Origin of the sequence: Nostoc sp. DedQUE02 (genome assembly GCF_034531035.1) — a bacterium.
Classification (GTDB): Bacteria; Cyanobacteriota; Cyanobacteriia; order Cyanobacteriales; family Nostocaceae; genus Nostoc.
Genome location: NZ_JAVRBY020000006.1, coordinates 1 through 21,746, shown reverse-complemented (window position 1 = coordinate 21,746; position 21,746 = coordinate 1). Strand labels below are relative to the sequence as shown.

At 41.1% G+C, this 21,746-nt stretch carries 19 protein-coding genes; 12 read left to right on the top strand and 7 right to left on the bottom strand.

Features of this window, described 5'->3' with window-relative positions; genetic code table 11:
• Positions 1–1,243 precede the first annotated feature (1,243 nt).
• From RMX98_RS08020 to RMX98_RS08010, 3 genes are all read left to right on the top strand, one after another.
• Positions 1,244–1,450, top strand: coding sequence for a hypothetical protein (locus RMX98_RS08020; RefSeq protein ID WP_409880871.1), 207 nt, complete (start codon positions 1,244–1,246; stop codon positions 1,448–1,450).
• Positions 1,451–1,601: 151 nt separating this feature from the next.
• Positions 1,602–2,072 (top strand): HetP family heterocyst commitment protein, encoded by a 471-nt coding sequence (locus RMX98_RS08015; RefSeq protein ID WP_322679915.1) that lies wholly within the window; start codon positions 1,602–1,604, stop codon positions 2,070–2,072.
• A 328-nt stretch (positions 2,073–2,400) separates the two neighbouring features.
• Complete coding sequence (locus tag RMX98_RS08010) at positions 2,401–2,586, top strand: hypothetical protein (RefSeq protein WP_322679854.1); 186 nt, start codon at positions 2,401–2,403, stop codon at positions 2,584–2,586.
• A 269-nt stretch (positions 2,587–2,855) separates the two neighbouring features.
• On the opposite strand, the gene rpe is transcribed toward RMX98_RS08010, so the two are convergent.
• Positions 2,856–3,563: a ribulose-phosphate 3-epimerase gene (gene rpe / locus RMX98_RS08005; protein WP_322679853.1), complete on the bottom strand. Its 708-nt coding sequence runs from the start codon at positions 3,561–3,563 to the stop codon at positions 2,856–2,858.
• 159 nt (positions 3,564–3,722) lie between these two features.
• Here rpe and RMX98_RS08000 point away from each other — a divergent pair, with 159 nt between their 5' ends.
• Both RMX98_RS08000 and RMX98_RS07995 read left to right on the top strand, forming a co-directional pair.
• Positions 3,723–5,318, top strand: a complete 1,596-nt coding sequence (locus RMX98_RS08000; RefSeq protein ID WP_322679852.1) for a S8 family serine peptidase — start codon at positions 3,723–3,725, stop codon at positions 5,316–5,318.
• Between the two features lie 473 nt (positions 5,319–5,791).
• Entirely contained in the window at positions 5,792–7,123 is a 1,332-nt protein-coding gene (locus tag RMX98_RS07995) for a serpin family protein (protein ID WP_322679851.1), read from the top strand.
• Between the two features lie 39 nt (positions 7,124–7,162).
• On the opposite strand, the gene RMX98_RS07990 is transcribed toward RMX98_RS07995, so the two are convergent.
• Positions 7,163–8,338, bottom strand: a complete 1,176-nt coding sequence (locus RMX98_RS07990; RefSeq protein WP_322679850.1) for an AI-2E family transporter — start codon at positions 8,336–8,338, stop codon at positions 7,163–7,165.
• 274 nt (positions 8,339–8,612) lie between these two features.
• Between RMX98_RS07990 and RMX98_RS07985 the strand changes: the two genes are divergently transcribed.
• Together RMX98_RS07985 and RMX98_RS07980 are read left to right on the top strand one after the other, a co-directional pair.
• Positions 8,613–8,954 carry a hypothetical protein gene (locus RMX98_RS07985; RefSeq protein ID WP_322679914.1) on the top strand — a complete coding sequence of 114 codons (342 nt, stop codon included), beginning with the start codon at positions 8,613–8,615 and terminating at the stop codon, positions 8,952–8,954.
• 285 nt (positions 8,955–9,239) lie between these two features.
• Positions 9,240–10,664 carry an LCP family protein gene (locus RMX98_RS07980; RefSeq protein WP_322679849.1) on the top strand — a complete coding sequence of 475 codons (1,425 nt, stop codon included), beginning with the start codon at positions 9,240–9,242 and terminating at the stop codon, positions 10,662–10,664.
• Here RMX98_RS07980 and RMX98_RS07975 read toward each other — a convergent pair.
• The 5 genes from RMX98_RS07975 to RMX98_RS07955 all read right to left on the bottom strand — a co-directional run bounded on the left by RMX98_RS07975 (position 10,636) and on the right by RMX98_RS07955 (position 16,392).
• On the bottom strand, positions 10,636–11,730 hold the full coding sequence (locus tag RMX98_RS07975) for an anthranilate phosphoribosyltransferase family protein (RefSeq protein WP_322679848.1): 1,095 nt from the start codon (positions 11,728–11,730) through the stop codon (positions 10,636–10,638). The genes RMX98_RS07980 and RMX98_RS07975 overlap by 29 nt on opposite strands.
• 279 nt (positions 11,731–12,009) lie before the next feature.
• Entirely contained in the window at positions 12,010–12,651 is a 642-nt protein-coding gene (locus tag RMX98_RS07970) for an FHA domain-containing protein (RefSeq protein WP_322679847.1), read from the bottom strand.
• On the bottom strand, positions 12,629–14,758 hold the full coding sequence (locus tag RMX98_RS07965) for a substrate-binding domain-containing protein (protein WP_322679846.1): 2,130 nt from the start codon (positions 14,756–14,758) through the stop codon (positions 12,629–12,631). The genes RMX98_RS07970 and RMX98_RS07965 overlap by 23 nt, the downstream gene beginning before the upstream one ends.
• A gap of 43 nt (positions 14,759–14,801) precedes the next feature.
• Entirely contained in the window at positions 14,802–15,482 is a 681-nt protein-coding gene (locus RMX98_RS07960; RefSeq protein WP_322679845.1) for a response regulator transcription factor, read from the bottom strand.
• Between the two features lie 55 nt (positions 15,483–15,537).
• Positions 15,538–16,392 carry a sensor histidine kinase gene (locus tag RMX98_RS07955; protein WP_322679844.1) on the bottom strand — a complete coding sequence of 285 codons (855 nt, stop codon included), beginning with the start codon at positions 16,390–16,392 and terminating at the stop codon, positions 15,538–15,540.
• 1,081 nt (positions 16,393–17,473) lie between these two features.
• On the opposite strand from RMX98_RS07955, the gene RMX98_RS07950 reads away from it, so the two are divergent.
• The 5 genes from RMX98_RS07950 to RMX98_RS07930 all read left to right on the top strand — a co-directional run bounded on the left by RMX98_RS07950 (position 17,474) and on the right by RMX98_RS07930 (position 21,517).
• Positions 17,474–18,313, top strand: a complete 840-nt coding sequence (locus RMX98_RS07950; RefSeq protein WP_322679843.1) for a Pvc16 family protein — start codon at positions 17,474–17,476, stop codon at positions 18,311–18,313.
• 30 nt (positions 18,314–18,343) lie between these two features.
• The gene (locus RMX98_RS07945; RefSeq protein ID WP_322679842.1) at positions 18,344–20,005 is read left to right on the top strand and encodes a phage tail sheath family protein; all 1,662 of its coding nucleotides are present in this window, start codon (positions 18,344–18,346) and stop codon (positions 20,003–20,005) included.
• A 180-nt stretch (positions 20,006–20,185) separates the two neighbouring features.
• Complete coding sequence (locus RMX98_RS07940; protein WP_322679841.1) at positions 20,186–20,641, top strand: phage tail protein; 456 nt, start codon at positions 20,186–20,188, stop codon at positions 20,639–20,641.
• Positions 20,642–20,663: 22 nt separating this feature from the next.
• The gene (locus RMX98_RS07935) at positions 20,664–21,158 is read left to right on the top strand and encodes a phage tail protein (protein ID WP_322679840.1); all 495 of its coding nucleotides are present in this window, start codon (positions 20,664–20,666) and stop codon (positions 21,156–21,158) included.
• A gap of 11 nt (positions 21,159–21,169) precedes the next feature.
• Positions 21,170–21,517: a hypothetical protein gene (locus RMX98_RS07930; RefSeq protein WP_322679839.1), complete on the top strand. Its 348-nt coding sequence runs from the start codon at positions 21,170–21,172 to the stop codon at positions 21,515–21,517.
• Positions 21,518–21,746 lie beyond the last annotated feature (229 nt).

The window sequence follows — 21,746 nt, the reverse complement described above, 5'->3', positions numbered from 1 at the left end:
TTATTTTGTTTTGTCTGAATGTCTTGGGCATTTAGGTCATAGCCTTCACAGCATAGTCTTATAGACCGAGGTATTCTTGTTGAGTAAGGCACTTATCACCAACTCCTAGAAATTGTGAGTTCTTACTACTATTTAGCCCAACTTCACTACATTTTTAATCTCAATTTTATAAATCTGTTAAATATTAATACCCACAAAAAATACTGCTGAATTAATTTAGCAGTATTCTGGGTTAAATAGCTTTATCTCTATTACTCAATTATCTAATTATATACAGACATAGACTGCTACATATTTTGAGTAAAAGCATTTACTTACAAGTATTTTAATTTACTAACTTTGCACTAATTACAATTATCTATATATTTTACCGATAACCAGTAATGTTATTTCATCAATAGCCTATCTTTGATTACTGGCTGATATTCATAATTAGTTTACAGTAATTTAATTTTAGATAGCCTGAAGCTGTAGCTCTTGTAAATCAATAAATACAAGGCTAATAAGTATCATCTTCTAATTGAAATCATTAAAAAAATATATTCAACCCTTTAGCTAGAAAGCTTTTCGGCTTTTATTTTGTATTATTCTTCTCAGTTGTTTTACATCATAGTTAGTGGTAATATTTTCTAGTGACTCGACAATAATAAAGGGTTTAAATTGATATTGGGTGAGGGGTCTTACCCCTCAAGAATTAGCAAAGTGGGACAAAATCAAAAGTTGCACAATACACAAGTAAGCATCGGAATATATTCAGTAAATTTAACCTATAAATCTGCTAACTTAGTAGATGACGTTAACGAAAAAAAATAGTATAAATACGAATGGCACTGTTAGCGCTCAAAGATAAATAAATTTTCTCAAATAGCCTAAAAAAATAAAAATTTTCCCGGAAAATGCCTAATTCAACAGTAGTAAGAAATACAAGCGCGTGAGCAGAGAAAATTTATTGAATTAGGAGTTGAGAAAGTTTAAGAGGACAAAATTGCATCTACCAAGAGCCACGCCGAGACTTTTGTCTTACCAGTCATCTGACAAGACAAAAGATAAATTTTTACCTTTCACTTACTAACAAGCTATAAGCAAAGTTTCCTCCATTCATCGGAGTGAATCTGGATAATTAAGACTGAGCAGCCAACAAACTTGATTAAAAACTTGATTGTTTTTAATCAAAGGTCAGTTCATGGAAAGAATCATCAGGTCAAATGCAGTCGAAACCTCAAGCCAAGGGGACATTTTAGGAATGAATCTATATAATTTGTATCCCTATTACGAGCTAGCTCTTGCCAAAACTAGTTTATTAGGGGAGTTATCAGCCAAAATCACTAAAACTCTGCTCAACAGCGCCAAGGTAAAGATAAAACAGCAGAGAAGTTTCAACCTGGTTATTTACCGCTCAAAGCTGTGGGAACCTATCAGAGTTTGGGAAAATTATGTACGCGCCTGTTGATAGATGGATTCTTATCCTTCGGAAATATCCAACACCGCTCTATTGCTGATAATTTCCCAGAAGCGATTTAACGTCTGTACGCCTCAATTGAAACACCAACAATCGCAGAAACTGAACTAGTTTACTTCATCCAAGATAACTAAACACTATGATGAACCAAGACATTGCTGGTATTAGTAGCAACTTAGATAACACAGTGAAAGCTCAACAATTTGACAAAGTAGTTGAAGCAATTCTAGCTGGAAAGTATTCCTGGGCATGTGTTTTAATGCTGCGATTTGGTGGTTATAATCCTCTCCATTACATTCCATATCGCACCTACAATCGATTGCTCAAAGAAAACTCTCAAGCCAACAGGACAAAACAACAGCATAGTGAAAATCTAAAAATGCTGAAACAAGCTAATGATTCCAGGTCTGATAGTAATATGTCATCAAGCTGCTTAAGCAAAATTAAAGACCTAGCTTATCTGGAAGTAGTTGGAAAGAAAAAAGCAGAAATCCGTGGTGATCGTTTAGACGATAAATTGACACAGCAAATTAACGAACATCAATCAAGTAAATCGCCATTAAAACCAGAAAAGGCTCAAGACGTTTCCTTGAAATCTTGTGGATTTAATTAAAAGGTATTTGGAATCAATAGATTCTGATTTGGAGTTGATTGAGTGTCTGAGAGCCTGCTATGCTAATTTAAAATTTATAGCATAGCAGGTTTTCTATAAGCGTCATTAGCTGGATAATTTTTTACAAAAATCTGCCAATATGGCAAATATATACTGAGGATATTGGTAAACTAATAACAACTACAACTTCAAGCAAAATAGAGGTGATTGGCAAACAAGTTAATTTTAAAGAATAAAATCAATGATTAGTTCTGACTATGAAATAAATCAAACTGATTACAAAAGTAGTCAGTATTTCCTGGAGTAAATAACTCCTACAGCAAGACTAATGATCAAACCGTTGCTACTGGTGGTTCTATTTTTGAGGAAGTCTGAGCAAAGAGAATTTGGAGAGGTGGATTCCCCCAATCCAAATTTTACACAGCTTTCACTGACTGCAGACGGTGCGAGTAATGCTTATAAAACTTCTTATTCTGTGGTTGGTGTTGCTTTATTTAATAAGGCAAACGCTTAACATCAATGCCAGGAACAGAAATAGAAAAGTTACGGTAAAATCGTTATTGTGGCTGGTAGAACTAATAGCTCATACGCTTCTCTTTCGACTATTGTAATCCTAGTCCTCCCAACCTGGATTATCTCTGGTTTTTAAACTTTCAATTTATATTAACAACTACTGGAAGTTCAAAACTTGAATAACTTCCAGTTTTTTTATGTATAAATAAAAATAAGGTAGGCAAATTGCCCACCTTATTTTTTGTGGAGAATGGTTAATCCAAAAATGAATTAAACCTTGGCTAATTCTGGGGTAGGACGCTTGCTGTTGCGAATTGCTGTAATCGCCTCAGCATAATCATTAGCGTTAAATACAGCTGAACCAGCAACAACTGCATTAGCTCCCGCTTCCAAAACTTGCCAGGTATTATTTGCCTTCAGTCCCCCATCTACTTCAATCCAAGGGTCAAGACCGCGTTCATCACACATTTGACGCAACTTGCGGATTTTGGGTAACACACCAGGGATAAAGCTTTGACCACCAAAACCAGGGTTGACGCTCATAATTAGTACTAAATCGCACAAATCTAGAACATATTCAATTAGCTCTAGAGGGCTACCAGGATTAAGTACAACTCCAGCTTTCTTACCAAGCTCTTTAATTTGCCCTAAGGTGCGGTGCAGGTGTGGAGAAGCATTATGTTCGCAGTGTACGGAGATAATATCAGCACCCGCTTTAGCAAATCCTTCTACATACTTTTCTGGCTCCACAATCATCAAGTGGACATCCAGTGGCTTGGTTGTAACCGGACGAATCGCCTCCACAATCAGAGGGCCTATCGTAATATTAGGTACAAAACGACCGTCCATGACATCAACATGAATCCAATCCGCTCCGGCTGCGTCGACGGCGCGAATTTCGTCACCCAGACGACTAAAATCGGCTGATAGGATAGATGGAGAAATTACAATGGGCTTTTGAGATAGGTTTTGGGTCATGGCTAGTGGGTTTTTAAGCGTCCTCGTCTGTACGCATTGTAACAAAACATTGAACAAGACTCATAATTTTGGATTTGGGATTTTAGATTTTTCCTTCAATCCCAAATCCCTAATTCAAAATCTTAAATTGAATGGCTAATGACTAATAACTAATGACTAATGACTAAAAAACTAACCTGGATAATTTGGGGATTAAGCGCTTCTTGTTTGAGTGTGCCGGTAATTGCTTCAGCTTTAGAATCTGGACTGGGAACCAACGGCATTGATGCTCTAAAGCTACACCAAGCTCCTTATAATTTAATCGGTCGTAAGATTGCTATTGGTCAAGTGGAAATTGGCCGGCCGGGAATGTTTGGGTGGGATAAGGCGGTGTCTAAAAACCGTGCTATATCTTTAGCGGCGGTATTTTTACGCAATGGCCCAGCTAAGTCTAATAGTGGTGTAGACCCCCATGCATACAATGTGGCTGGCGTGATGGTGAGTCAAGACAAGGCTTTGCCAGGAGTTGCTCCGGGAGCGCGATTGTATTCATCGGCGGTGGGTTCGACTAAAAACATGGGTCAGCCTGAAGAGTGCTTATCGGCACAGCACATAGCGCTACAAAATGGTGGCGATGTGCGTGCTATTAACTTTAGCTTTGGTGAGCCTTTGAGCCGCGATCCTCGACCAGAGGCTACTTTAGACGGCAATGCTTTACTAACTTTATGCGTTGACTGGTCTAGTCGCGTTCATGATGTTTTGTATGCGATCGCAGGCAACCAGGGTAAGGGCGGTATTCCTATTCCTACAGATAATTTTAACGGAGTTAACGTGGCTTTTTCATCCCGCCGAGGGGGAGTTTTTAACAAAGTAGACGTGGCTAATTTGGCGGGTCTTAACCAAGGCGTGAGTGGAAGACTAGCTGGAAGGGAATTTGATCTTGATGGGCGTCGTGCTATCAGTTTAGTTGCTCCTGGAAATAATATTCCTTTGCTCAATCCAGATGGCAAATTGAACAAGGTTACAGGTACAAGTTTTGCAGCGCCTCAAGTTACGGCTACTGTTGCTCTATTGCAAGAATTTGCTGACCGACAGATACGAACAAAACAATCCCACTGGAGTATCGATGCTCGCCATCATCAAGTTATGAAAGCTGTATTACTGAATTCAGCAGATAAAATCCTAGATAGCGGCGATGGCTTACATTTGGGAATGACCCGCACGTTAATCGACAAACAAAATCAAAACTGGCTAGATTCTGATGCTTACAAAGATCCAAAGATTCCCTTAGATGCCCAAATGGGAGCGGGTCATTTGAACGCATTTCGCGCTTATCAGCAATTTAGTGCTAGTCAATGGCAACCATCAGCTGTGGTACCGCCTATCGGTTGGGATTATCGTACAGTCGATGTTGGAGCATCTGTTGACTATATATTAGCAAAACCGTTAAAGCAGGGAAGTTTTGTTGCTGTTACCTTGAGTTGGGATAGGTTCGTGGAACTCAACGATAAAAATAAAAACCAGCAATATGATGTCGGCGAAAATTTTCGCGATCGCGGCTTAAATAATCTCGACCTATACTTAGTAAAAGCTGATGCTCAAAGTTCAGATGCTGGTGCTGTTTGCTCTTCAATCAGTCAAATTGATAGTACAGAACATATTTTCTGCCCTGTTGCTGCTACTGGCAATTACAAAATCCGTGTGCAGTTTCGTCAAAAGCTTAATGAAGCGACTCAGCCTTATAGTTTAGCTTGGTGGAGTGTACCGATTAATTGAAATAGGTTAGCACAGCTGTGCATCCCTACAAAAGTTCTATATTTCGTGCATCTGAGAAATGTTATCGCACTTCTCGGTTGAGGCCAATACAGACCTAACAACAACAGTCCCCTCTTTAGGAAAGAGGTCAGAGTCTATTGCATACAAACGAGCACAGGCGTAGCCCGTTGTAGACAATCAAAAACCAAAAAAAGTGGTTATTTTGTGATTACGTAGCTTACAATACGTTTATTGATAAATAGGAAAATTCCTAAAAATCAAAATTTTTCATAACTCGTCTGCATAACCGCTTCAATTAGGAATTAGCTACTCTCACAAGTCGGGTTTAATTTCTCTAAGCAAATAACTGGCTGTTACAGAAACTGTAACAGTCACATTTTTTTATTGGAGCAAATGCAATAGTTAATCATTGACACAGTTTCTGCGTCAACCATGAGCACAGATCGGGAATCTTTGGCAAGTGAGGTAGCAGAATGAATCGGCAAAAATTTAGTGATGCGAAAGAAAATTTTCTGCAAAGACGTTACGGTGTGAGTCTGGGCAGACGTTATGCTCTGGCAGCTGCAAGTGTTGTTCTATTCAGTGTATTAGGGTGTTCTCCAGTCGATAGTAATAAAAGTGCCCTTGCCCAATCTAGTTTACCTCAACCAGAAAATCCATTGCAAAAAAAAACAGTCAACACTGATACGAAAATTGTTGAGTCTAGTAATAAGTTTGGCTTCAAACTGTTTTCAGAAGTTCTAAAAAATGATCGAGGTGAGAAGAATGTTTTTATCTCACCTTCGAGTGTTGCGATCGCCCTTGCTATGACCTACAACGGCGCTAGCGGCTCGACTCAACAAGCAATGGCAAAAACTCTAGAATTACAGGGGATGAATCTACCAGAAATTAACTCTTCTTACGCGGCGGCATTAAAGCAGCTTTTAGACAATTCTGATCCGAAAGTGCAACTAAAAATTGCTAACTCACTTTGGGCAAATCAAGATGTTAGTTTTGTACCAGACTTCCTCAAGAGAACTCAGGATTTCTATCAAGCCAAGGTGAGCAATTTAAACTTTAAAGATGCCGCCGCATCTAGTATTATCAATAACTGGGTAAAAGAAAATACTAATAGCAAAATTAATAAAATAGTTGAGAAGATTGAACCAAACCAAGTGTTATTTCTGATCAATGCCATATATTTTAAAGGTAATTGGACTAACGAATTTAACAAAAAACAAACTGCTCAATACCCTTTTTACATCACATCTGGCAGACGAAAACAACACCCAATGATGTCACAGGAAGGTGACTACAGATACTATGAAAGCGAAGAATTTCAGGCAGTTAGTTTACCTTACGGTAAAGATGGTAAACTCAGTTTTTATATCTTTCTGCCCAAACAAAACTCTAACCTCAAAGGCTTCTATAAAAACTTGAATGCTGAGAACTGGGAAAAATGGATGACTCAGTTCAACAAACAAAAAGGGTTTATTCGCCTACCCCGCTTCAAAACAGATTACGAAGTTACACTCAATGATGCCTTGAAAACTTTAGGTATGGGAGAGGCTTTCAGCAACAAAGCCAATTTTTCTGGCATGGGTAAAAATTTTGCCATTAGCCAAGTTAAACATAAAACTTTTGTGGAAGTAAACGAAGAAGGAACCGAAGCGGCTGCGGCTACTTCAGTGGGGATAGTAGCAACATCTTTCAGAGATGAACCAGAACCATTCCGAATGATTGTCGATCGTCCCTTCTTCTGTGCTATTAGGGATAATCAGACGGGAAGTCTTTTATTTATGGGTTCAATCATTGAGCCACAGTAAAAAATCCAAATTTCTTCATTTTGAATTTTGAATTGAATTCTAGGGTAATGTCGCTTCAGAAATGTTCAAAGTCTTGTTAGCGTCAGCTTTCGGGGACTCGTTTGCTGCAACAGATGCAGTTATTTCCCCAATGGTGCTGTCGTCTCCTTCACTCGTTAGTGCTCCAGGACGCAGGGCGCTTAAAGCAGTCTTAATTACAACAGCTGTGGGTACTGCCACAATTACACCCAATAGCCCACCAATTCTTGCTCCTGTCAAGACTGAAATTAAAATCCAAACTGGATTTAAACCAGTAAAGCTGCCTAAAATTCGGGGGGCAATTAAGTTTTCGAGTATTTGCTGTACAATCACTGCTGCTATCAACACTCTCACACCCATTGAGAAATCTTGCAATGCTACCAATAATGTAGTCATGGCGATGCCTACAGAACCGCCAAAGGGTACGAGAGCCATCAGTCCAATAGTTAAGCCGAATAGTAGCCCAAATGGCACTTTCAGCCACAAAAAGGTAGGAATGAGGGCTGATGCCATACAGGTAGATAAAATCAACTGGGTGATGAAGAAATTTTGAAAGCTAAGGCGGACTGTTTTGGAGAAAGGATCGCGGAATTTATTAGGTAGCCATTCGACTAAACTTTCCCAGAGTTCACCTCCATGCTGCAAAAGATAGAAAGTCAAAACCATCGTCAAGAGAATATCTAGCAAGCTAGTGACTGTAAGTACAGCCAGATTTAAAACTTGTCCAGCGATCGCTTGCAATTGTCCCTTGACGCGATCGTTGATTTGCACTACCAGAGCATCGAGGTTAATCGGTAAACCATAAGTCTCAGCTTTTTCATTTAAGATCATTAATTGAGAGCGTCCAGAGTCAATCAACTCCGGTAAACGAGCCACCAATTGTTGAGCTTGGGTAAGGGCCAGGGGGAAAAGTGTCACACCCAGCGCCAATAAAATCGATAAAGCCAAGAGAAATACTAAAATAGCGACTTGCTCTCGCCTAGCGCCATGATGCTCCATCCAGCTCACGGGGTAGTTGAGCAGAAATGCTAGCACTGAGGCTCCGACTAAAATCACTATGAGAGAATGGAAATAATTAAAAAATACCGAAATTGCCCAACCATTGAGAACTAGTAGCGGAACGAATAACGCGATCGCCACGATTCGCGCTATTGGAGTGAATGTTTGCCACCAGTCGAGTAGCTTGCGTGTCTGCATTTTGAGCTGATTGCGGAATAGAACTAAGTTAAATCTTTCTTTACAGTTTATTATCTCTAACTATATGAGTCTTATTCATCCTTCTAGTTTAGGAGTTAGACTAACCCCAATGAATAATTTTGAATCCAAAGAGAGTCGGGAGCAGGGGAGCAGGGGAGCAGAGGGGCAGGGGGGCAGAGGGGCAGAGGGACAAGGGAGACAAGGGGGACAAGTCTCTCCCAAGTCTCTCCCCTCTTCCTTGTCTACCTTGTCTCTTCTTGATGCCCAATCCCCAATGCCCAAAACACAGTTACTTTTACATTTAGTTCCGATTATCGGCTTTTTTCCGTCCTTGTGGACTCTCTATCGAGGCCAGGGTAGTCGGGAACAACTTGCTATTAGCCGTCTGTCTATTACTTTGGCACTTACTTGGCTGTTGGGTTATTTATTATTAACTACCGGAACAGCAACTTCAGATTTTTTTCCGCTACGTATATTTATCCTGAATAGCTTTCTCACATCGGGTTACTTTTTAGTAAGTGTTTGGTTGATTTTGCGGCTGATGCAAGGCAAATCTAGTCGTTTGCCAGGGTTTAGTACCTTAGCAGAACGAGTGATTGGCAAGTATTTATCTTAATTTTTTCGGGTGACAAATTATCAGTGTTTTTACTGGTTTCCTAAAAATTTACAGTTAATTTATCCATATATCTAGTCAATCCAGTTTATTATTGCCATACTTCAGTAAAACATCTCTAGGTTGGCCCAAAAGAAGGAAAAATGCTGCTATAAGTGTTGTGGTTGACACTACATGAAAAAAGTTAGCACTGATAATTAAGAGTTAGCTATTATGGGTTGATTTGTTTGGATGTTTTTAGTCTGCAAATTTACCGAATTTGATTATTGAGTAAGTGTGAGGAAGTCTGTGACCATTCAAAGAAGTTCGGCGGAAGAAAACCAGTCGGGAAAAGCCTCAAAGTCCAATAGAAAAATTTCTCAGAACTCAAAATCAGGACGTTGGTTATGGTTTTGGGTAGGGATGAGTGGTATTGCAATGGTGTCAGCAACTGCGGGGGCACTTTTGGCAGTATCTTTGACTAGCACGCCTTTGCAACAAGCCCAGTTAAGTCCAAAAGATGAGGCAGTCTTTGATAGCGATCGCATTTCTGGAGGTGTACTGCGATTTTCAGAATTAACTCGCCCAGTGAATCTTTTGGTGATGGGGATGAGCGTACTTCCCCCAGATATCCAAAACCCTCCCCCAGAAACCAAAAATCTCAAATACCTGCCCCAAGTAAACTCCTTTGATGGTCTTTCCGATGTCATGCTCTTGGTCAAATTTGATCCAGAGACGAAAAAAATAAATATGCTCTCCATTCCCAGAGATACCCGCACAGAAATAGAAGGGCATGGAGTGAAAAAAATTAATGCTGCCAATGTTGACGGTGGGCCAGCTTTGACTGCCAAAACCGTCAGTAATCTCTTAGGTGGGGCGGGAATTGATCGCTATGTCCGAATTAACGTTTTGGGAGTTGCCAAGCTGATTGATGCTTTGGGTGGCGTGACAGTATATGTCCCCAAAGATATGAAATATCAAGATGATTCTCAGCATTTGTACATCAATTTGAAGGCGGGTAAGCAGCATCTCAACGGCGATCAAGCACTACAATTGCTGCGTTTTCGCCATGACGAACTCGGTGATATTGGTCGGATTCAACGGCAGCAAATGGTCATCCGTGCTTTGATGGATCAAACACTCAACCCAGCTACTGTTGCTCAATTACCGAAAGTTCTGGATGTAGTCAAAGACCACATTGATACTAACTTGACTGTTGAAGAATTAGTGGCGCTGATGGGTTTTGGGGTGCGGACAAATCGCTCTAATATGCAAATGTTAATGCTGCCTGGTCGCTTTAGCGAGAAAGGCGAGTTTGATGCTAGCTATTGGTTGCCCAACAAAAATGGTATTGCCAAACTGATGGCTCAACACTTTGGTTTGGAGTCAGAACAGGAACAACTGGCAACTACAACTGATCCAAGCTCTTTACGTGTAGCAATTCAAGATAGTACAGGTGGCGATCGCTCTAACATCCGACCCTTAATTAGAGCTTTGGAAAAAGCTGGATATCGGAACATCTATGTGGCCAAGGCATGGGGTGAACCTCTAGACGTAACTCACATTGTCGCCCAACAAGGAGATGGTAACAGTGCCGAATCAATTCGCAACACTTTGGGATTTGGCGAAGTGCGCGTGGAAAGTACTGGCAACCTTGGATCGGATATCAGTATCCAAGTCGGTCAGGATTGGGTGCAACAAAAATCTATTTTGGAGAAGTCGTTGACACCCTAAAGGCTACATCTGCTGACACTAAATCTACTACCTGGCTCAGTTCTTGGAGTTTAGCAGCTACTACACCATTGGTTAATAATTCTTCTGCTTTAACTAAACCCTCTGCCATATCTGAACAAATACCACTTTGCCATAAATAAAATCCGCCATTCCACAAAGCTGTTTGCATCAATTCACCTGGTTTACCTGCCAAAACCTCTTGAATCTCTGCCACCAGTTCTTCAGTAGTTCCAAGGGGTACGTTCTTGGTAGTAAAGCCGTAATCACGCGGTACGAGGTGCAATCGTTCTACCTCTTGGGATGCTACGGATGAAGATAAGCTGATAATTGCAGTGCGATCGCGCGGTAAGTCACAACTACCTTCTAATCCTTTGACTAATGTAAATTTTGTTACTCCCCGCAACCCTAGAGCGATTTTAAACATTCCTTCTGTGGGCGGATGAACAAACCCAGCAATTACGTGAGCATCACCAGCATAAGGACACCAAATTAGCTCCATTGTCGCCAAGGGTGGACGTTTACCAAGCTGATCGCGGTACTCCCAAATACTTGTAGTCAAGGGAAAATGCTGAGGTAGATAAATAAAACCGATTCCCGTTTGCTCAAATACTTGTTGGGTTTTTGCTAGTGGTAGAGTAGTCCAATCGACTCCTAAGCCCTGCCAAATATCTATCAGGGGTAAGCCGTATTTAGTTGGGAGGCGATCACCACCGTGCATGATTACTGGTTGTCCTACTGCGGCGAGTAGTAAAGCTGTTACCGGACTAATTGGTGCTGTGCGTGTTCTGCCATCATAAGGGATGCCAAGAGCGATCGCCCGTCGCCCAGAGACGATTGGTTGCAGTTTTGGCCCTAGTTCCTCATAGGCATCTAACATTCCCGCTAATTCTTCTCCCGTGGGGCGCTTGATTCGATGAGCAATCAAAAACGCTCCGATTTGGGCTGGTGTCGCTTCACCCAGCAACATCATTTTAGTTGCGGTGGCTGCTTGGGTACGAGTTAAATTCTCACCTGTGTGGTTTCCACTGCCTACTTTTTGCAGCAATTCCCGAAATACATTGCTCATTTGTCCTTTGTGAATAACTAAGATTTTAAGATTTAAACGCAAAGGGGAGGCAGGGCGTTGCGGTGAGTCCAGCGCTGTAGGCGGGTTTCCCGCCGTAGGCGACTGGCGTTAGCGTAGCGGTAGCGACGTTAGGAGCGTCACCCGGAGGGGGGTTCCCACGCCACTTGCTTTATGCTGGGGAACCCGTCTACCGCAGTGGCTCCCCGTTGTAGCGACTGCCGTCGCGCAGAGGTAAGCGCAAAGGTACGCACAGAACCCTCACGTTAAGCTAGTTTTTTACTACACAATATATACCGTGAAGTTTACTAGGTTATCTTGACCAAATTTCACTGAATCGCCATTAAGGAGGCGATATTGCATACCAGGAGTTAGAGGATTGTTGTTTAAATAAATACCATTTGTACTCATATCAACAATCATGTATGCATTTTGCGACCAGTCCCAATCGACTCGCGCATGACGACGAGAGACTATTCCCTCACTGGGAATGCCGGTTAAGTCAATTTCTGGCGGCGCTATTCCTGGACTCTGACTGCGACGACCAATATAACCTCCTTCCCCTATGAGGTTAAATTCTCTTCCTGTGCTATGAACCAGCTTTAAGACTGGCGCTCTTTGAGGCGGGGGAGTATAAACAGGTGGTGTTGGTGGATAAGAAACTCGTGGCTGATAAACTGTTGAATAATCAATGGGAGCTTGTTGGGGAACTTGGTAGTTAGGTTGCTCTGTTGCTGGTCGTTGATACTGAACAGGCGGTTGTTGACTAGGTTGTTGATTGGGAGGTGGTTGACTAGACGGTTGTGGTGTAGAAGAAACTACATTACCCACAGGAGTGGAACACCAGGGACAAACCTTAGCATTGTTAGGCAGGGCGCGGTTAAAATATTCGCAACTGGGATTAGGGCACCGATTTGCAGGCATAGGAATTTATATCATCAGGCATAGGTTGTAAAGCTACAAGACCTACTTTAGTAAGTAAACACTGACCCTGACGAGTGGTTAGCATCTGGGCAAATGTAGAACCACCAGGCAGGCGGCTGCTGTCTTTAGGGTACACTACAAAAATAGGGTATCCCAAGGGGTAGCTTTGGAAAGTTGTGACATCAACATAATAATCATCATGCTGACATAAGTCATCTGAGGGGTTAATTGAACGGCGATCGCGCTTTTGAAATAGAGGTTGAATTGCTGATCTTTTACCATCTGCGATCGCTAGAGGATAGCCTGTACACTGACTCGAAGTTTTACTAATAATCCCAAAACTAATAATACCAGTGGTTCGCCCTTCTAAAGTTTCACTGCGTATTAGGTTTTGGGTTTTTGTTGTATCAAGTTTAGTAACATTTGCTGTAAATAATGCTTCGTCTTGAGGGGCGTTTTTCAAAACTATTTCTCGAAATTTGCTAATTGCTTCTGGTTCCGTTGGCGCAAAAGCTTTCACAGATAGATTTGGAAGTTTGGAATCAATCTGCTGCCAATTAGTAATTTTGCCTGTGTAAATTTGACGCAATTGCTCAAGATTGATTTGCCCTCCAAGAGCATTAGCAAGATTTGAGTCTCTTTTATTAAATGCTACAAAAACAAGTAAACCATCATAAGCAACTGGTTTTTTAGCATATTTATCTGTGATGTTGTCTACTAAACTAGTAATTGCAAAATCCTTTTTGTTTATTTGAACTTCTTCAATACTTTTAATCGGGTTATTTACATTTGATGACAAAATAGATTCATAGTTAAATGTTGCTGTTGCATCTGGCTTTGGTCTAGTCAACAAATCTCCTAAACGACTGTTGTCTACTGATTGCGTCAAAATAAAACTCCATGTACTATCTTTTTCTCCTGTGTAAGTAAATTGTCCCGAAGGAACGTTAGGAACTTCTGAGAAATTCCGCACAAGTCTAGACCATTGTATATATTGATTAGGACTATCTGTTTTCTTGCCCCAAAGCCAATACCAAATTCCCGCGCCAAGTAGTAATACCAGAATACCTAGAAGGATAAAGGGTACTGGCAAAGGCTTTTTTATTTCTTGAGAACCTGGCGATCGCGTTATATTCTTAGCACGATCTTCTTTGGGAAGTTGCAGCAGTGCTTGCCGAGCTGCTTCTGCACTCTCAAAAGGAGTTTCTAACCCAATTAAACGATAAATAAACTGCTTTAAATGGCTATCGGTATCTGCCCATTGTTGATTATCTCTAGGATCAAGAGGCAGGTTGGATAAAAAATTAGTTGTTCGCCCTACCCATAAATAAAAGGCTAGCAATCCTAATGATTCTAAATCTTGCTCAGGTTTGGCAGGCGCGGGTTGAGCAATATTCGGTGGAATAAATAAGTTTTCCCAGATAGCTAAATCACAAAAGTATATAGAAAACTTTTGATTATTTTCTAATTTAATTAAAGTACTATCTAAGCTGATATTGCCGTGAGTAATACCTATTTGTACTTGATTTGAGGGAAAACGTAGCTTTTGAGTGTGGAGAAATTGAAGAGTTTGTAGACCTTGATTTAGTACCTCACGCACGTCAGGAGATGTCATTGCTCCCTTTTCTATGAGATACTTAGCTAAAGTTTGGGATGATTCTATTCCTTGAGTAATTAAATAGCAGCGTTCTCCTTTTTCATCTGCGATCGCTTCTTTAGTTTCCACAAGACGGAAGTTTTGAATTCGACTATCGGCTAAACTTATTCCACCTACCCGTTTAAAAGTATCTTTCCGCTTTTGAGTCTCGCTTTCATTAAAAGAACGATTGGGGAGCAGATATTCTTTGATGATTACAGGTTGTTTGTCTTTAAGCTGGACACCTGAATATAAGCGGCCTAAACCCCGCACACCGATAAAACTAGCTATTTGATAAGTTCCCTGATTTCCTTTAATCTCAGCCTCCTGTGGTAAAGTTGCTGGAAAACCACACTCCAAGCAAAACTTAGCGCCCTTGATTTGCTGTGCCGTTTGAAAAGGGCGATCGCAACTTAAGGGAGAATTGTACGAGCAGGGGTATTCTTGATAAAAAGATTCAAATGAAGGCATATACAAAAAGTTTCGTAAATTGCGCCGATTAATTCTGTCGCGCTCAAGCGTGAACTAATCCTAACTTGAGGGCAGCCACAATCGCTTGAGTCCGGCTAGTAACCTTTAATTTTTCAAAAATACTGGTGAGATGCGCCTTAACAGTAGCAACTGTTACATATAAATGTTTAGCGATTTCTTCATTAGAAGCACCTTGAGTTAACCAGTATAAAACCTCTTGCTCTCTTTCCGTTAAATGCACTTCATGACATGCTTTTATACAAGAATCTGAATAAGCCTGAAAAAACCGGAAAAATCGACTAGCAACTTCTGAAGGTAGATAAATTTCTGACCTAGTTACAGTGTCAATAGCTTCACAAAGTTGTGTTGCTAAACGATTTTTAAACACATAACCTGCGGCTCCCGCTTGCATTGCTCTAAAAATCCAGTCATCTTCTTGATGAGCCGACAATACTAAAACTTTGCCAGTGTAAGCAGTTTCCTTAAGACGTGCTAAAACTGTAATTCCATCACATCCTTTCAATTGCATATCCAGCAAAATTAAATCTGGACACTTCTGGGTTGTAAACTTTAAAACCTGATCAACAGAATCTGCATCACCCATCACTTCTACAGGTAACGCAGAATTAATACTATAAAAATTCAGAAGAGTACGTAATCCTTGACGAAATCGTTCTTCGTCATCTACAAGCAAAACCGAAAGTTTCTTATGCTCATTAGTCATCTTTTTAGCTATGGTATCGAGTCGACAAACGTCATTACTAATTACAAATTACCGATCAATTTTTTAGTCGAGGTAAAATAATCGAAAATTGTGCCCCGCTCTCTGATAAAACTTGCGCCCAGATACTTCCTTGATGATCCAAAATAATTTTTTTAGCAATAGTTAAGCCCAGCCCTGTACCTCCTTTACGCCGAGAATAAAATGGGGTAAATACTTTTTGCAAATCCTCTTGAGACAATCCTGGGCCTTGGTCGGAGATTTTAATTAGAACTTCATCTTGAAAAATTTGCCAACTACAGGTAATAGTCCCTGAAATCGGGCTGAAATGAACAGCATTACTGAAGATATTGTCAAAAACTTGTTTCATTTGCAATCTGTCTATCTTCAGTAATGTTGATATCTCAGGAATCAAAATTTTCAGGTTTTTTTGCTTTATTATAGGTTGTAAGTTTGTGATACTTTCAACTACCAAACTTCTTAAATCTTGAACTTTTACTCTTAGTTTTGAGCTTTGACCACAATCAATCAATTCATTTAAATTAGTATCTAAATCTTGTATGCTTTCACCGATAATTGTTGCTTGCTGTTGCCAAGCGCTATTCTCTAAACCCAAGCATAAATTATGTGCATACAATCCGATAAGTCCTAGAGAGTTACGCAATTGATGTCCTACGCGATGCAAGATATCCTCTAAGAGTTGAATTTCAGTTTTTTGCCTTCCATAGTCCAAGTAAATATCTACATATTTACTTAGGAGCATAGCAGAACGTTTTACATATAATTGCAAACTCAATGAGAGAGGTTCATGAGTAATGATTTGAATGTATTCAGGTTTTTGATTTCTATAAGATATGGGGCAAATGTAAGAAATGCATGAAAAATCTTTAAGTCTAAATTCATGTAAACTCAAAGCAGGCGGAAAATCTGTCAGCCATACTTCTGAGCGCAAGTAAGCTAAAGTTTTTGAAGAAAAAGGAGCTTGGCCTTGACCATAATTTATAACCTCCTGATTAGCTCTCAGTAATGAATCGTGATAGACAATCCGAGCGAAAAAAATTGGAGATTGACTAGTTAGCTGCTCAGACTTTAGCTGACAAAAGCTCTGAATATCTGAGGAATTCAAATAGTTAGAACTATTGTCTAGTTTTTGTACAGAAAAGCCTAGTGTCATAGCTTCACTCGCTTTTTGCAATCAAATATTACTCTTCTGCTGACTAGTATAAAATTATGCAGTCTCAGAAATGTTTATTTTTTTGTTAAGTTCTCTTTTTAACTTATTAATACAAAGAATTATTAAGTTTACATTCAAAACTGCATTTCATTTTTATACGTATACAAGTATACAAAAATTGTTATTTACAACACTTGGATAAATCGGTTTGTAATGAGTGCTGAAGCGCTCAAAGCAAGGACTAAAGTCCTTACTACGAACTTATTTATCTATGAAAGTTACACTGGCACTCTAGAGCAAGCTTTTCGAGCTAGCCCACAAGAAAAAATGTAGTGCGTCCAATTAAAAACTACTCAAGATTAATCTACAAATTGAAGTTGCTACTTTTCGGATTATTGAAAAACTAATATTCTCCAGTCTTCTGAATCTTCATTCTAAGGAGATAAGGAGTAGAGAGTAGGGGAAGCAGGCGAAGAAGAACTATTGATTATTAATGCCCAATACTTCAACTACGCGGTAGTTGAATCTCGACTCACAACGACTGCGCGGTAGTTGAATCTCGACTTCGCTCGATTACCACGTAGTCGAAACTCAGTGCAAGTCGCTCGATTACTGCGTAGCGATGCACTGAGCGGCTTGCCCTGAGCGGAGCCGTTGGCGCAGCCTCTCGTAGAGAAGGGAGTCGTTGTGTCGAAACTCAGTATAAGTGCCCCATGCCCCAATTCCCAATCCAAAAATATCGACAAAGGTCTAATTAACTTTATAAGGCTCAGACATATACTCTAGATGCATCTGGATTAGCTACCAGCAGAACACCTTCATGCTTATCTTTGTTCTTCAAACTTTAGCCGAAATTTTAGCTGGAGGAACCTCACTTACCAGTACAGAGCAAATTGACTTTAGCCATCCTGGTAATCGAAGGGAAGAGGGAGCAGGCCCGACTCTCAATTTATATATTTTTGATATACGTGAGAGTAAGCAGGTACAACATTCTGGCAGGCAAGTAGAACGCAAGCTAACACGCGCTCTACAACCTGCCACTGTAAATTGGGCACCAGCTTGGTTTGATGTTTCACTGCTATTAACAGCCTGGGATAGAACAGCTTTAGGTGAGCATCACTTTATTAGTGAGGCGTTGACTGTGCTGTTGCGCCATCGCACCTTGGAAGAGGAGTTTTTGGTTCCTGAGTTACGCGGCTATGGTAATTTAAACATGACAGTTGCCCTAGAGCCGCCAATTGAGATTGGCTCTTTGTGGAGCGCTCTCAGTGTGCCATTGCGTTCAGCTTTATATTTGACAGTTACAATTCCCTTCGAGCCACAACCGACTCCAGTACCTTTGGTTTGGGAGCGAATTTTCAATTTACGAAATCAGTTGTCTGCTGATAGTAACACTCTAGTATCAACTAGACGAGTTGCGATCGCAGGTATTGTCAAAAGTGCGGTGACAAATCTGCCGTTGGTAGCGACAGAAGTAGCTGTGAGGGGAACTGAAAAGTCCATATTAACCACTAAAGAAGGGTTGTTCTTCTTTGAAGACCTGCATTTAGGTAATTATGTTTTGACTCTGAATCATCCTGGCTATTTACCCCAAAACGTCAATGCATTGGTAGATAACCAAGGTAATACTTTCAAAGAAATATTTCTAACTCCTGAATAATTAGATTTTTACTGATTTGGAGAGACTTTCATGGCTAGACTTGATTACTTTGCTCCTGGTGTCTATATCGAAGAAATTGACCGGGGTAGCCGACCGATTGAAGGTGTTAGCACAGCAGTTGCCGGATTTGTAGGCTTTACTGAAGATGTTCGCGGTGGGGCTGAGTTATACAAGCCCATGCTAGTAACCACTTGGACGCAATACTTAAACTACTTTGCCCGTCTCAACTCTGACGGCTTCACCGACTTCAACGCCTATTTACCCTTTTCAGTCTACGGCTACTTTATGAATGGTGGCGGTCGTTGCTGGGTAACAAGCATTGGCACTCAGTTACCAGGCGCACCCAGACCTGCAACTCCAGAACCAGCTACCTTAAGAATCAACTCTAGAGGTAATCGTCCAGCCCTCCGCTTTACTTTGCGTCCTGAGCAAGCAGCAGGTGGATTAGTAAATATTGTAATTATTGATGGTTCGCCCCGCGCCCTACCCGAAGGTACTGAAGGAGAAGCGCCTCCCAATACAGGCGAGTATTTCACCATCGAAATTCGGCGGGGAGATGAACTTTTAGAGCAATACGAGAACTTGAGCATGAACCGCGACCCTAATGCTCAAATAGCAACTTATGCAGTGACAGCATTGAGAAATTCGATGTATGTCACCGTAGAAGATATTACTCAAAGCGGACAACCTTTAGCTCGTCGTCCGGTGAATGGTCAATATGAACTAGCGCCGCCTATTGTCGCCGCCACACCCGATAGATTTTCCCAAAATTTAGAAGGGGTTCGAGACGATCGCACCGGGGTACGCGGTATCTTTGAAGTTGATGAAATCACAATGCTGGCTTGTCCTGATGTGATGCGGGCTTATCAAGAACAGGTATTGAATTTAGATCAAGTCCACGGCATCATCGAACTGATGATTAGTATGTGCGAGGGTTCTGCCAGTGGCGATATTCCCAATCCGCCCAACCGTATGGTTGTACTTGATTCGCCACCGGAAGCCGTCAAACCGCAACAAGTAGTGGAGTGGTTGAATAGATTTAACCGTCGTTCCATGTTTGCGGCCCTTTATTATCCTTGGATTAAAGTACCTAATCCACGCGATCGCGGTAATCCAATTTTAGTACCTCCTTGTGGTCATGTGATGGGTGTTTGGGCCCGCACCGACGAAACCAGAGGAGTTTACAAAGCCCCAGCCAATGAAGTTCCCAGAGGCGTAATTGGTTTGGGTTATGACACCAACTTCCGCGAACAAGAACTATTAAACCCCTTGGGGATAAATTGTATTCGCAGCTTCCCCAATCGAGGAATCCGCATTTGGGGCGCACGCACTTTAGTTGAGCCAGATAAAACAGAGTGGCGTTACATCAGCGTGCGTAGATTAATTAGCTATATCGAAAAATCCCTAGAATTGGGAACTCAGTGGGTAGTTTTTGAACCGAACGACCAAGATTTATGGGCGCGTGTCACCCGCACCGTCAGTAACTTTTTAGAGCGCATCTGGCGTGAAGGTGCTTTATTTGGGGCATCTCCAGCCCAAGCATTTTATGTCAAGTGCGACGAAGAATTGAACCCACCAGAAACCAGAATTTTAGGACGTTTATATATTGAAGTCGGTGTTTGTCCCGTCAGACCGGCTGAATTTGTTGTTTTCCGCATCAGCCAATGGAATGGCATTGAAGATAGCGAGTAGGGCATTGGGCATTAATTGCTAATTGCTAATTGCTAATTGCTAATTGGCTATGAGTTATTCTGATTGTCTCCCCATTAGCCATTAGCCATTAGCCATTAGCCATTAGCCATTAGCCATTAGCCATTAGCCATTTGCCATTCCCCATTTCAAAATTAATTACACACAAAGGAGTCTAAAACTATGGCAGGCGAATTTTTAACCTCTTGTAAGTTTTACTTTGAAGCTGATGGAATTACTGATAAATTTATCAAAGAAATTAGCGGATTAGGCGTTGAGAATACCCCAGCACAAGAAGTTCATGGTTCATCAAAAGGCGCTAAACTTATGCGTCAAGCTACACCAACTGTTGTTAAATTTACCAACATCACAGTAAAAGTCATCGCCACTGATGATATAGACCTGTATAAATGGTACCAAGATTGTAACGAAGACATGGGAGACCCTCGGAAGTGGGCACAGAATCGTAAGACTGGTTCGGTGGTTGCTTACGACCAACAAGGCTCTGAAAAAGCACGGTGGAATATTGTCAATTGTTATCCCTGTAAATACACTGGGCCTACCTTAACTGCCTCTAGTGGTGATATGGCGAATGAAACTGTTGAATTGGTTCACGAAGGAATTAAACGAATCAAATAATTAGCATTTGCAGTAATTAACAGTGGTACAATCCGCAAGCCGAATTCCAGAAGTTCTTACAGCCCATCGGTTCTATTTAGAACTGACATTAGAAGGTCAAAACGATGCCAATTGTTTCTTTTTGGAGTGTCAAGGCTTCAAAAGAACACAAGAGGTAATCGAAATTGCTGAAGTTACTTCTCAAACCTGGGGTACAAAAGGGCAATCCAAAGGTCAAGTAGTAAGAACTAAGCTTCCTAGCAATTCCAAGAGTGGTAATCTCACTTTGCGTAGAGGTACTACCAAATCTATGGATTTTTGGAAGTGGTTTGAAAAAGTCGAAAAGGGTAATTGGTCACAGCAACGTAGACTTGTTGCTTTGTCTATTTATAATCAAGCAAATGAAGAAGTAGCTAGATTTGAATTAGCCGGTGCTTGGCCTGCAAGTTACAAGATTGCCGATGTCAACGCCCGCAGTCATGACATTGAAATTGAAGAGGTCGAGGTTGCTTTTGAGGAATTTAAACGCGTGAAGTAATTAGGAGGAATATGTTTCCCACAGAGTTTGAATTTACACTGCCAAAGGGGTATTTAGACTCAGAAGGCAACCTCCACCGCAAGGGTGTAATGCGGTTATCAACGGCGATAGACGAGATTGCACCCTTGCGTGACCCACGCGTTAAAGCTAATCCTGTTTATGCCACAATTATTATCTTGGCGCGAGTGATTACCCACTTGGGTGCTTTATCAGAAGTTACTCCTGCAATCGTGGAAAACTTTTTTTCCCAAGATTTAAATTATCTCCAAGATTTTTACCGTCGAATCAATGGCTTGGAAGGCGAAACTTCCACACCAGAAGATACAATAAATTCCCCCGAAGCACTTCTTCATAATTGAATTGGGCATTGAGAATAGGGCATGGGGCATCCCTCCTCTGCGAGACGCTACGCGTTAGCGGAGCTTTCGCTTTAGCGATACGCTCAGGGCAAGTAGGCATGGGGGATTGGGCATTGGGGAGAGGGGGCAGGAGAGCAAAGACTCATTAACGGAGTTCAAAGACTCATTAACGAGTATCAAAGACTCATTAATGAAGTTCAAAGACTCATTAACGAGTATCAAAGACTCA

Bases quoted from the DNA above. Each gene is read 5' to 3' on its own strand.
- RMX98_RS08020 (WP_409880871.1), top strand. From the start codon at position 1,244: ATGAATCTATATAATTTGTATCCCTATTACGAGCTAGCTCTTGCCAAA.
- RMX98_RS08015 (WP_322679915.1), top strand. From the start codon at position 1,602: ATGAACCAAGACATTGCTGGTATTAGTAGCAACTTAGATAACACAGTG.
- RMX98_RS08010 (WP_322679854.1), top strand. From the start codon at position 2,401: ATGATCAAACCGTTGCTACTGGTGGTTCTATTTTTGAGGAAGTCTGAG.
- rpe (WP_322679853.1), bottom strand. From the start codon at position 3,563: ATGACCCAAAACCTATCTCAAAAGCCCATTGTAATTTCTCCATCTATC.
- RMX98_RS08000 (WP_322679852.1), top strand. From the start codon at position 3,723: ATGACTAAAAAACTAACCTGGATAATTTGGGGATTAAGCGCTTCTTGT.
- RMX98_RS07995 (WP_322679851.1), top strand. From the start codon at position 5,792: ATGAATCGGCAAAAATTTAGTGATGCGAAAGAAAATTTTCTGCAAAGA.
- RMX98_RS07990 (WP_322679850.1), bottom strand. From the start codon at position 8,338: ATGCAGACACGCAAGCTACTCGACTGGTGGCAAACATTCACTCCAATA.
- RMX98_RS07985 (WP_322679914.1), top strand. From the start codon at position 8,613: ATGCCCAAAACACAGTTACTTTTACATTTAGTTCCGATTATCGGCTTT.
- RMX98_RS07975 (WP_322679848.1), bottom strand. From the start codon at position 11,730: ATGAGCAATGTATTTCGGGAATTGCTGCAAAAAGTAGGCAGTGGAAAC.
- RMX98_RS07970 (WP_322679847.1), bottom strand. From the start codon at position 12,651: ATGCCTGCAAATCGGTGCCCTAATCCCAGTTGCGAATATTTTAACCGC.
- RMX98_RS07965 (WP_322679846.1), bottom strand. From the start codon at position 14,758: ATGCCTTCATTTGAATCTTTTTATCAAGAATACCCCTGCTCGTACAAT.
- RMX98_RS07960 (WP_322679845.1), bottom strand. From the start codon at position 15,482: ATGACTAATGAGCATAAGAAACTTTCGGTTTTGCTTGTAGATGACGAA.
- RMX98_RS07950 (WP_322679843.1), top strand. From the start codon at position 17,474: ATGCTTATCTTTGTTCTTCAAACTTTAGCCGAAATTTTAGCTGGAGGA.
- RMX98_RS07945 (WP_322679842.1), top strand. From the start codon at position 18,344: ATGGCTAGACTTGATTACTTTGCTCCTGGTGTCTATATCGAAGAAATT.
- RMX98_RS07940 (WP_322679841.1), top strand. From the start codon at position 20,186: ATGGCAGGCGAATTTTTAACCTCTTGTAAGTTTTACTTTGAAGCTGAT.
- RMX98_RS07930 (WP_322679839.1), top strand. From the start codon at position 21,170: ATGTTTCCCACAGAGTTTGAATTTACACTGCCAAAGGGGTATTTAGAC.